Raw genomic sequence first — 11,247 nt, 5'->3', positions numbered from 1 at the left:
AGTGGCCGCTGGCTACGACGTCATTGCCGCTACGGAGCGGCACCGCGTTGTAGTTGTGGATGGTGCAGTTCTCGTCGTGCCCCTGCGGGTTCTCAAGGACCCACTGGCCCAGCTTCGAACCGTCTTCGGCGCTGTAGGCGAACAGACTCTTGTTGATGTCCGGGTCGTCCGCCGTGCAGCGGGCCTGGCCGCCACCGCCCGGCTCAAAGCCGAGGAGGATCGCCTCGCCGTCGAAAGTGAACGTGGCCGAGTGCCAGCGGCCCACGCCTGGCGCGCCGACCTTGACGCCGGAGACGGGATCCTCTTCCTCGATGTTGAACAGCCACTGCGGGTTCTCCAGGGTGCCGCCACCTGGTTCGCCGATGCTGAACACGTTCGCCGCGTGCCCGCTGGCGCAGGTGAGCATGTTCACCTCGCCCAGGATCACGCCGGCGTCGTGGCAGCCGTTGTTGCTGCCCAGCGTGCCGCCCACCAGCGGAACGTACCCGATGTGGCCGGCGGACGCTGCATCGTCGATGGGCACCTCGATGATGTTCATCGCGTCGCATACCGGACGGTCGCCACCGCTGGAGTTGTTGCTGTAGATGACCAGCCGGTTGTTGTCGACGTCGGGCACGAGCGTCGTCGTGTGCGACCCGCACCCGTCGGCGGTGCCTCGCTCCGCGGCCCCGACCTCGCTGAACTCCACTTCGGTGACCAGCGCGGGGTTCTCCGGATCACTGATATCGAAGACGTGCACACCTTCGAATCCAACGGGCACCGGCTCGCCCATGCACAGCCGGCCCTCCGGCGCGGGCGAGTTCCAGGACCGGACCACGATGTGCTCCCATACAACGACGTCCCCCTGGTCGCCGTTGCATTCAGGGTGAGAGATCAGCTTGGGTTTGGCCGGGGACGAGATGTCGACGACCCGGAACCCGTTGTAATTGCCGTGGATGGCGAGGTCACCCCAGAACGCGATGTCGGAGCTGATCTCTCGTTCCGCAGCCGGCACCTCGAAGGATGCCGGGTGCGAGCTGTGTCCGAGAGCGTGCATGTTCTTCGTGCTGGGGAAGGAGCGGTGATCCGCCTTGCTGGGCGGAGTGTTGATCTCGGCCGGCGGTGGCTGGCTCTTGACGTCGAGATCGACGTCCTCGGGATCCGCGGTCGCCGGCACCGTCGCGCCGACGAGTAGTCCGACCGCGATAGCTGCGATCGACCACCGTGTCTTCGTGCGCATGTTTGCTCCTCTCGTCGTAGAGACTTACCGAGGTTGGCTCAGCGGATGACGGACTCCTGGGTCTGCGGGTTGTTCAGCCCGAGCTTGACCGCCCCCGCTCGCGCTTTGTCGCTGAGCAGCATGACGTCCACGCCGCGTTCGACGTCGTTGGTGAAGATGAAGCCGTTATGCCAGTACGAAGACCATGTGTCTGCGCCGGACGGTATATAGAAGCCGACCTCTGCATCGGACTCACTCGAGCCGGCGATGAGCGCATCGACATCGACGACAGTGGTTCCGCCCTCGTAGGCGGCGGACACCAGCACCTTCGCGCCGCTCTTGAGCGGAATGAAGTTGAAGTTGTGCATTGTGCAAACGCCCTCGATCGACCGTGGCGGCTTATAGTTGGCGAGCTCTTCCCCGGTCTCGACATCGAGGAACCACACCCGGCCCTGGTCATCTGCGGGGTCGACGCACCGAGGGAAGGCACCACCACCCGATTCGTCACCGAACGCCACCACCTCGCCGTCCCAGCTGAACGCCGCCGAGTGCCACAGGTCGAGTTTGGCCGGGTCGACGACGTCGCGGTCGAATCGCCAGAGAAACTCCGGGTTGAGCGGATCGGAGATGTCCCACAGCTGCGCTTCACCCAGGCAAGCCGCCGCCATGAGCCCGAGTTCCAGGAACGCGCTCATGTCGTGGCACGCGCTGAACGTGAACGTGCCCAGCGCGGGGTTGCCGAAGATGTCACCGAGCGGATAGGTCGCCAGTTCGGTGTCCTCGTCGAGGAAGTACTTCGTCACCGTCGCCCCGTCCACGGGATCGTCGAGCGGAACCGTCACGATCGAGACGTAGCCGTGCGGTTCCTGGCAGTCCGGACCGATGGCGGCGTTGCCGAGCGAATACGACGACACATAGATGTGCACCCGGTTCAGCTCCGGCTCGGGCACCAGGGTGTGGGTGTGCGAGCCGCAGTCGGTCTGTATCGAGCCGATGTGCTCAGGCGCGGTCGAATCGCTCACGTCGAACACCTGGATGCCTTCGAACATCCCTGGCGTGCTTGCCGTTACGTTCTCGCTGGCGCAGTCGGTACTCGACTGAGGCGTGTCGACAGAACGGAAGAGCAATCCGCCGTAGACCGATACATCGCCTTGTGAGCCGTTACAGGAGAAGTCGGCCAGTACCTTCGGATTGGCGGGCGCCGACGTGTTCAGGATCCGGAATCCGGCGGAGTTTCCGGCGTAGGTCAGCTTGCCGTCGAAAGCCAGGTCGGAGTTGGTGACGCCTTCCTTGGGGTTGTTCCCGAGCAGCTTCATGTTCTGAGAGTGCTGGTCAGGGCCGGTGGACCCAGGGCCGGAATGGTCGAGGCCCTCCCCCGGATCTGCCGTGGCCGGAATACTGACGGCCAGCAAAGCTGCGGCGGCGACGCCTAGCATGGCGAGCCGAATCCGTCTCTTCATGGCGATGCCCCTCTCGTGACGACGGGACACGCGTACGCCGGCCTGGATGAAGTCAGCGCCTCGTGTCACCCGGTAGGCCACCGGGCGGACGGCAGCGGCGTACGGCCGGCTCGTCAAGATGGTGGTGCGACGTCTCGAATTCGCGCATGCTCACGCGGGACGGCTCGTCAACAACTGCAGGAGGCCCCAAGGGGCAAAACAGGAGGTCACACGATCGCGTCTCGGCCGCGAGCAGCCGCAACGGATCTACCCGAAGGGTCCAGAGAACCGGTGAGATCGAGTCGCACACGCCCCCCTTCTCGCGGCCGAGACGCGTTCCGAGCGCGCCCGGACGTCGGGGAACTTACGACCGAAAGATCGCCCTGTCAACCGGTGGGCGGCCGAGTTCGGACCGCCGCTAGTGCAACGGCGCCCCCGCGCCCGCGGTCTCGGGGGCCTCCTCGTCGAGCTGACGGCGAAGGTTCTCCCCTTCCACGTCGACGTCCGGAATGATCCTGTCCAGCCACCGCGGCATCCACCAGGCACGCTCACCCAGCAGGCGCAGCACGGCCGGGACGATAGTCATACGGACGACGAACGCGTCGATGAAGACCGCGAACGCCAGCGCGAAGCCGACCTGCTTGATGAAGTCCTCGCCGAGGATGAAGGCGCCGAACACGCTGATCATGATGATCGCGGCCGCCGCCACGACGCGCGCGCCGTGCTGAAACCCGGTGACGATCGACGGAGTGGCGGCCATGCCGTGCACGTGTTCCTCATGCATCCGTGTGACCAGGAAGACCTGGTAGTCCATGGCCAGTCCAAAGACCAGTCCGATGAGGATGATCGGAAGCATGCTCATAATCGGGCCGGTCTGCTGGAGCCCGATCACATCCGCCAGCCATCCCCATTGGAACACCGCCACGGTAGCGCCGAAGGTGGCGGCCATCGTGACAAGGAAGCCCAGCGCGGCCTTCAGCGGCACCAGGATCGACCGGAAGACCAGGATCAGGATGAGGAACGACAGACCCACCACGACAGAGAGGTAGGGAGCCAGCGCCCCGGCCATCTTCTCGTTGAAGTCGATGATGACCGCCGTAGGACCGGTGACCAGGACTGTCGCGTTGAACTGAGACTCGAATGGCTCGGAGAGGTCGCGGATGTCGTGGACTAGGTCCTCGGTCTCTGTCGCGCTGGGTCCGGTCCCGGGGACGACCATGACCATCCCGGTATCGCCCGCCTCGTTGACGCCAGACTCGTCGGCGCCGGCAGGCGCCGCCATGACGATGTTGTCGAGCTCATCGATGGCCGCCACCACGTCCGTGACCGCACCTTCGGGATCGGAACTCTCCGCCGTGTCGACCACCACCGTCAACGGGCCGTTGAAGCCCGGGCCGAACCCCTCGGCGAGCAGGTCGTACGCCTGCCGCTGCGTGGTGTCCTCGCCATAGGTACCCTCGTCGGGCAGACCGAGCTGGAGGCTCGTGGCGGGAACGGCCAGCACTCCGACGCCGACGAGCGCCACAACCAGGACGCGGATCGGGTGGGTGGTGACCATCCGCACCCAGCGGAGGCTCAAGGTCTCCTCCTCGGCCTCCGGGTCCCGCATCTTCAGGCCAGGTATACGTCCACCGAGGATGCGATGCTTCGCGAAACCGAAGAGTGCGGGCAGCATGGTCAACGCGATGATGACCGCCATCGCCACCGCGAACGCCGCTGCGAGGCCCATCTGGGTGAGCATCGGAATACCCACGACCGACAGGCCCACCAGCGCGATCATGACCGTGAGCCCGGCGAACACGACCGCGTTACCCGCGGTTCCGAGGGCACGCCCGGTAGCTTCCTCACCGTCCCGTCCGGCCGACAGCTCGTGCCGGTACCGGGAGGCGATGAACAGCGAATAGTCGATCGCCAACGCTATGCCGAGCATCATCGCCAGAATCGTGGAGTCCTCGGACAGATCGAAGAACCGGGTCGAGATGGTGATGGCGGAGAGCGTCACACCGACGCCGATGATCGCGTTCAGTAGCGGCATTCCAGCCGCGGTGAACGACCCGAACGTGATGATCAGCACTACCGCCGCGACGGCAAGCCCGATGAGCTCGCTGCCACCGCCGATCTCTTCCTCGAACGCGACGTCGCCGCCGATCTCGACGGTCAGGCCTTCATCCCGGCCACTGTCCGCAGCCTCGAACAGCGCTTCCTGTGACTCGTCGCTGATCACCTGCTCCTCATAGGCCACCTCGGCGTAGGCGACCGTGCCGTCCTCGGAGACCGCGTCGGTCTCGAACGGATCGGCCACGCTCACCAGTCCGGGCGTCTCAGCGACCTCGGCGATCACGCCCTCGACGGCCGACCGGTTGCCCGGCTCGGTCAGTGTCTCGCCCTCGGGCGCGGCGAACACCACCCGGCCGGTCGCCCCGTCGGTAGCCGCATCCGGGTTGCGCTCGACGAGCAGATCCATCGTCTCTTGAGATTCCGTCCCGGGGATCTCGAAGGATTCGACGTTGTCGCCGGCGATCGTCGACGAACCGATGCCGGTCAGCACGAGCAATGCGACCCAGGCGGGGGCGACGAACCAACGACGGCGGTAGGCGAACCGGCCGAGCCGGTAGAGAAAGGCGGCCACGAGGACTCCAGTCGCGTTTTCAACGGCGGGCGCTTCCTGCACCTAGCAACAAGCTAGAGGGCAATGCAGGCTCAGGCGCGCCGATTACCAAAATTCGCTACCCAACACGCTATCCGGCGGCAATTTTTACGTCCTATAGGGTCGTGCCGTGACAGCAGCCTGCTACACATGCGCGTGGCGGCGCACGACAACGGCGTGAAGCCGCGCCACCGTCTTCGCCAGGTAGTCAACTGGGTGAACCTGTCGACGATCCTGGGGCTGTTGGTCGGCTTGATCGGGCGAACCGGCTTCAAACGTGCGGCAGATGGTTTGATCATCGGGCAGGGCTATCGCTTCCCGTTCCCGCCGGCTCCGGCCTTCACCCTCGGCAACGTGATTCTCCTGCGGATCAACGACGAGAAGCTTGCGCGCCGGCCACGGCTGTTGGTTCACGAGGCTCGGCATGCCACCCAGTACGCCTGGTGCCTAGGACCAGTCATGCTGGTCCTCTACGTGCTCGGTAGCGCGTGGTCCTGGCTGCTCACGGGCGACTTCGCCTCCCGGAACCCCTTCGAGCGGCACGCCGGGCTCGCCGACGGCGGTTACACGGAGCGCCCGCTGCGGGAGACCCTCAGACGCCGATGATCATCGAGGATCCAGCGCGTCATCACACCCCAATTACTCGATGATCATGGGTGGAGGACGACTTTGCCGGTGGTGGCTCGGCTTTCCAAGGCAGCGTGAGCGGCGGCCGCGTCATCGAGCGGGAACGCCTGCACCGCCGGAACCAGCCGGCCCGCGGCCGCCTCTGCCAGAGACGCCTCCTCCAGACCGCGTATGTCCCGCCGCCTGAACATCGCCGGTCCTAGCGCCCAGGACGCAGTGAGCGCGCGCCCGGTCAGGTCGTCGGTGGTCACCCGGGTCGCCTGGCCCGCGCCGGACGCCCAGCCGTACATGATCAGCCGGCCGCCGGGGCCGAGCAGTTCCAGCGCCTGCCGTCCGAGATCTCCGCCGACACCCTCCAGCACCGCACACACCTCGCGTCCGTCCAGCGCCTCGCGGACCTGCTCGGTCCAGTCCGGCCTGCGATAGTCGACGGCGACGCTTGCGCCTGCCTGACGCACCTGATCCACCTTGGCAGCGCCACCGGCTGCTCCGATGACCATCGCCCCGATGTTCCGCCCTGTCTGGACGAGCAGGTTGCCGATCCCTCCGGCGGCAGCCATCACAAGAACGACGTCGTCGTTGCCGAGCTGCGCGACGTCGAGGATTCCCATCGTCGTCCGGCCGGTCCCGATCATCGCCACCGCCACGTCGAAGTCCACGGTGCCGGGCAGCGCGTGCACCGCTTCCACCTCACGCACGGCCAGCTCGGCGTAGCCGCCGCTGGCCATGCCCAGATGAGTCACCACGCGGGTGCCGAGCCAGCCGGCGTCGACCCCCTCACCGAGTTCGTCGACCACTCCGGCCACCTCGCGGCCCGGCGTCATCGGAAGTTCGGGCAAGGCGAAGGTCCCTCCGGGCGTGCCGGCTCGCAGTGCCGTATCGATGAGATGAACGCCCGAGGCGTTGACAGCGATCCGCACCTCGCCTGGGCCCGGCCGGGGGTCGTCCACCTCTTCGTAGAGCAGGTTCTCCGCCGGGCCGAGCTCGTACTGCCGGATTGCGCGCACCGTTTTCTCCAGACTCCTCGAGCAGATGTCTCGACTAGTCTGCAACCTCAACTAAAGTAAAGGTCAATGCCCACATGGCGCGCTCTACGTCACATTAGAGCCCGGCACCAGCCCGTCGACCCGGCTTTCCAGCCGCGGCGGTGCCGCGAGAAGAGTCAGTCCTTGCGGCCGTTTACGGCTACCCCGGCGCCGAGTCCGATCATCGTCAGACCCGCAGCCCCGCCGATGAGATCCAACCGGCGGGCCGATCTGGCGAACCATGCCCGCACCGTCCCCGCGGCCAGTCCCCACACCGCATCCGAGGCGAGGGCGATCACGGCGAAGACCGCACTCAGCGCCAGCATCTGCATACTCGCATGGCCCGCCGCAGGGTCGACGAACTGCGGCAACACCGCCGCGAAGAACACGGCCGTCTTCGGGTTCGTCACTCCGACGACAAACCCTTCCCACCATGTCCTACGGTCACTGACCACGCTGACCTGTTCCTCGAACGCGGCTCGCAGCTGCCGACGGTGTCTGACGGCCCTGACCCCCAGGTAGATCAGATAGGCGGCTCCGATCAGCTTCATCGTCGTGAACGCCACAGCCGACGCTTGCACGATCGCCCCCACCCCGAGCGCGACCGCGACCGCCAGCACCAGGGCGCCCGTCGTACCCCCGATGACCGAGATCAGCGCGGTGCGACGGCCGTACGCGAGCGCACGGCTCACCACGAACAGTACGTTCGGCCCAGGGATGACGATGATCACGAACGATGCGACCGCGAAAGCCAACAGGAGATCCGGCGAGGGCATGTCACAACATTAGCGGTGCTGCCCTGCGTACAGCGAGACGCAAACCAGGGCTTGAGAGCACCACGGTCTCCAAGCGACTTCCGCGCCGAACAGGTCGGACGGTTCCTGTCGAACCGGCACGGCAGGTGCGGTGGGCAGCGTCTATCGTTTCGGCGACGGCCAGGGCTTCAGCTCCGGCAGCGGCTGCGGTTGCCCACCCCGAGACGCCGTAGGCATTCGTCCAGGCGAACGGCCCGCCTGCCACTGGGCGACGTCACGCAGGCTACCTGTGATGACCACCGCTTCTCCTGGCGTTGACGCGTTGGGGACCAGCCATCTACCGCCGTCGTCGAAGCGCAGCTCGACGGGGACGTCGGACGGCAGCCGCGGCGTCAGGAAGTCGAACAGGTGCCGGCAGAAGTCATCGCTCCAGGTATCTGCCCCGATGTCCACATCGAGGTCGACCAGGTGGATACGGATCTCCCGCCACCAGGTCAGCACGACGTCGATGACCGTGCCATCCCGGTAGGCGACCCGATGCTCCCACAGCGGTGATCCAGCGGTGGGCCACACGCTCTCGACCCGGTCGAGCATCCTGTCGACCTGTGCTCGATGCTCGCTCAGCGACACGGCTGCACCGGCCTCGATCGCCGCGTCACGGCCGGGCTTGCCGCCGTCGTAGAACTCGATCAGCTCGTCCCGCCGGGCGAACTCGACCTGACGGGCCGCACCGTCGCCGACGCCCGTGAGATGTGCCAGTACATGCGCACGGGTCCACCCCGGCAATGCCGAGGTCCCCCGCAGGTCCCGCTCCCCGAGCCCACTGACGACACGGCGGAGCAACGCACCGGCCGCCCGGCAGTCCTCGAGCACGCTCGTCAGGTCTTCGCTCACGGCCACAGCCTCCCTTGTCAGGCCAGCAATGCATTGACGGTGACTATCGTCTCGCAAACGGCCAAGGTTCAACCCTGATCTCGTCATGAAGATCACAACATGAGGAGTAATTTGATCATTTACCGGGCATAACTGCCGCTGTTGAAGAACTGTCACGTGCCCTGGTGCACGTCAGTCAAAGCAGCAGAAGGAGATGGCATGATCATTGCGCGGCGTTCCAGGTCAGTGGCAGTGGCTTTGGCAGTGGGTCTGGCGTCATTCGGCGTGGCCAGCCAACCGGCTACCGCACTCGTCCCGTGGTCACCAGACGACGCAACCGCCGACACTCGTGACCTCGACGCCGGCGACGCGACCGTCGAAGAGCTGAAGCTGGCCAACGCGTGGGTCCCGCAGCAGCAACAACTGCAGTTCGGCGCTGAGCCGCTGGGATACGTCGAGGACGCCGCCACGAACGCCGCCTCCAGCGCCAGTTGCTCAATCTCCGACGAAGCCGCGACGGCACTGGTCATCGCCATGACCTGGCCGGAGGTCGCACCTTCGGGAGCACCGCCGTCGCCCATGACGTTGTCTCGTTACGACATCCAGCCCGCGCTGGGCGATCCGGAGAGCCGCGCTTCCGGGTTATGGTTCCATCCGGGAATCGGCATGTGGCAGCTCGACTCAGCTGGGCTGGGAACCGACTTCACGGCGGCCGAGGCGATGGACTCGCAGTATGCAGCCGAACGGATGGCGCCGTTCATTGTCAACAAGTACTGCACCAGCCTGAACGGCGGTGCTACGCCGTCCGCCGCGCGGGCACACGCGTGGACCGACTGGGTCGCCTGCCGTGAGGGCGCATGTGAGGACACGTACCAGCGAGCACTCGCTGGTGTCACTCCCGTGGAAGGCGTCGACCGGTTCGGTGGCGCCGAGGAGCGCAGGTGCTCGTATCAGGGCATGGAGCATGACTGCGTGTTCGTCGACCCGGCCAACGCCCAAGGCTCGGCGTGGTGGGCTGCGCCAGGTGGAGGGCGGTCACCAGTGGCGTCGCCGTTCTACGTGATCCGGCTGGACGGATCCACGACGACGGAGCTGCGCTACTGGCTGGCCGAGGACTCCGGCGCCGGCACAGACGTGGAGGCCAGCAGGCCATTCGGCGTCAACGCCCGCAACGGTCTGACCTGGTCAACCGGTTCCGGCCTGTGCGACCTCAACGAAGACCGCGGGGATTGCTAGCTGGCTAACCGGGGCGCCGCCCCGGGTCCTTGGGCGCTTCCCGCCGATTCGCCGGACAGGCGTGTCGTTGTTCCTGCAAAATGTCACATGCGGAACATCAACCACTTGGATCACGAATAGCCCCACATGTGGTGACCGACGAAGGCATGCGAGGGAAACAACATGACTGCTCAGGTGCAGCGTCGGCCGGGTCGCCGGCCGGTCTGGCTCGCCGTGGTGGCGTCCATAGCGACTCTCACCTGTGTGGCGATGGCCATCCAGCCCGCCGCCGCCCAAGCCGGGGCTGACGCCCCGTACCTCGATGACGACGCGACGGCCGAGGACCTCAAGGAGGCCAACGCGTGGGTCCCCGCGGAGCAACAGCTGCGGTTCGGGGCCAAGCCCCTGCAGTACGTCCGAGACGCCGCCGGGCGCGCCGCGAACCAGGCAGGCTGCAGCATCTCCAAGAAGAACGCCACCGCGTTGGTCACAGCCATGACGTGGCCAGAGTCCTCGCCCTCCGGTGCAGCCCCATCGCCGATGACGCTGTCCCGCTATGACAACCAGACGTCGCTGGGCGATCCGAAGAAGCGCGCTCCCGGGTTGTGGTTCCATCCCGGGATTGGGATGTGGCAGCTCGACTCGGCGGGCCTGGGAACCGACTTCACCGCGGCTCAGGCTATCGACTCCAAGCACGCCGCCGAACGGATGGCGCCATACATCGTGAACAAGTACTGCGCCCGGCGGAACAACGGGGACACACCGAAGCAAGCGCGGGTACGCGCGTGGTCCGATTGGGTGGCCTGCCGTCAGGGTGCCTGCGAGAACACCTACCAGCGCGCCCGCAACGGCATCACCGCAGTGGACGGCGTGGGAAGGTACGGCGGCGCGAAGATGCGCACCTGCTGGTACCAGGACGCCGCCCGCGACTGTCTGTTCGTCGATCCGTCGAACGCCCAGGGCGCGGCCTGGTGGACGGCGCCTGGAGGGGGACGTTCACCGGTCGCCGCGCCGTTCTATGTCCTACGGCTGGGCGGATCCAACCCGACGGAAGTGCGCTACTGGCTCTCCCAGGACTCCGGCGCCTCCACCGACGTCGAGGCCAGACGCCCGTTCGGCGTGAACGCCCGCAACGGCCTGAGATGGTCGACCGGACCCGGCATCTGCGATCTGAGCACCTGGCGCGGCGACTGCTAGTGGCGGAGCCAAATCCATGTACACGGCGGTGGCGCTATGCTACGGTCACAGCATGTGATTTCTCCTGAGCGCGTCGCCGCCAGCGCCTGACGCCGCCGCGCTTCCGCCACATCCGCCGCCCATCGAGCATCGGCTGGTTCGCCGCAGCTCATGGCAGACGTAGCGGTCTGGCCAGTGCTCTTTAGCACCCTCAGGAGGTTTTCATGACGACATCCCACGATCAGCAGCCGACCACGTCCGAGCCGGCCGTCCCTCTCAACCGCGCCGAGCG

General features: G+C 66.3%; 9 protein-coding genes. 3 read left to right on the top strand and 6 right to left on the bottom strand.

Annotated features, from left to right (window positions below):
* From ELR45_RS20570 to ELR45_RS20560, 3 genes are all read right to left on the bottom strand, one after another.
* On the bottom strand, window positions 1-1,219 hold a 1,219-nt coding region (locus ELR45_RS20570; protein ID WP_129668138.1), incomplete at its 3' end, for an LVIVD repeat-containing protein.
* 38 nt (window positions 1,220-1,257) lie between these two features.
* Window positions 1,258-2,658 carry an LVIVD repeat-containing protein gene (locus ELR45_RS20565; RefSeq protein WP_129668032.1) on the bottom strand — a complete coding sequence of 467 codons (1,401 nt, stop codon included), beginning with the start codon at window positions 2,656-2,658 and terminating at the stop codon, window positions 1,258-1,260.
* Between the two features lie 397 nt (window positions 2,659-3,055).
* On the bottom strand, window positions 3,056-5,266 hold the full coding sequence (locus ELR45_RS20560) for an MMPL family transporter (RefSeq protein WP_129668031.1): 2,211 nt from the start codon (window positions 5,264-5,266) through the stop codon (window positions 3,056-3,058).
* 168 nt (window positions 5,267-5,434) lie between these two features.
* Here ELR45_RS20560 and ELR45_RS20555 point away from each other — a divergent pair, with 168 nt between their 5' ends.
* Window positions 5,435-5,890 carry a hypothetical protein gene (locus ELR45_RS20555; protein ID WP_129668030.1) on the top strand — a complete coding sequence of 152 codons (456 nt, stop codon included), beginning with the start codon at window positions 5,435-5,437 and terminating at the stop codon, window positions 5,888-5,890.
* 44 nt (window positions 5,891-5,934) lie between these two features.
* Here ELR45_RS20555 and ELR45_RS20550 read toward each other — a convergent pair whose 3' ends face one another.
* The 3 genes from ELR45_RS20550 to ELR45_RS20540 form a co-directional block, all read right to left on the bottom strand.
* Window positions 5,935-6,918 carry a zinc-binding dehydrogenase gene (locus tag ELR45_RS20550; RefSeq protein ID WP_129668029.1) on the bottom strand — a complete coding sequence of 328 codons (984 nt, stop codon included), beginning with the start codon at window positions 6,916-6,918 and terminating at the stop codon, window positions 5,935-5,937.
* A gap of 155 nt (window positions 6,919-7,073) precedes the next feature.
* Window positions 7,074-7,712: a LysE family translocator gene (locus ELR45_RS20545; protein WP_129668028.1), complete on the bottom strand. Its 639-nt coding sequence runs from the start codon at window positions 7,710-7,712 to the stop codon at window positions 7,074-7,076.
* A gap of 141 nt (window positions 7,713-7,853) precedes the next feature.
* Window positions 7,854-8,585, bottom strand: a complete 732-nt coding sequence (locus tag ELR45_RS20540) for a maleylpyruvate isomerase family mycothiol-dependent enzyme (protein ID WP_165367967.1) — start codon at window positions 8,583-8,585, stop codon at window positions 7,854-7,856.
* A 198-nt stretch (window positions 8,586-8,783) separates the two neighbouring features.
* Here ELR45_RS20540 and ELR45_RS20535 point away from each other — a divergent pair, with 198 nt between their 5' ends.
* Both ELR45_RS20535 and ELR45_RS20530 read left to right on the top strand, forming a co-directional pair.
* Complete coding sequence (locus tag ELR45_RS20535; protein WP_129668026.1) at window positions 8,784-9,800, top strand: hypothetical protein; 1,017 nt, start codon at window positions 8,784-8,786, stop codon at window positions 9,798-9,800.
* 162 nt (window positions 9,801-9,962) lie between these two features.
* The gene (locus ELR45_RS20530; RefSeq protein WP_129668025.1) at window positions 9,963-10,976 is read left to right on the top strand and encodes a hypothetical protein; all 1,014 of its coding nucleotides are present in this window, start codon (window positions 9,963-9,965) and stop codon (window positions 10,974-10,976) included.
* The last annotated feature ends 271 nt before the right edge of the window (window positions 10,977-11,247 follow it).

This window comes from Phytoactinopolyspora endophytica (genome assembly GCF_004138495.1).
Classification (GTDB): Bacteria; Actinomycetota; Actinomycetes; order Jiangellales; family Jiangellaceae; genus Phytoactinopolyspora; species Phytoactinopolyspora endophytica.
The sequence above is the reverse complement of the archived record's forward strand: the minus strand, read 5'-3'. Positions and strand labels throughout refer to the sequence as shown.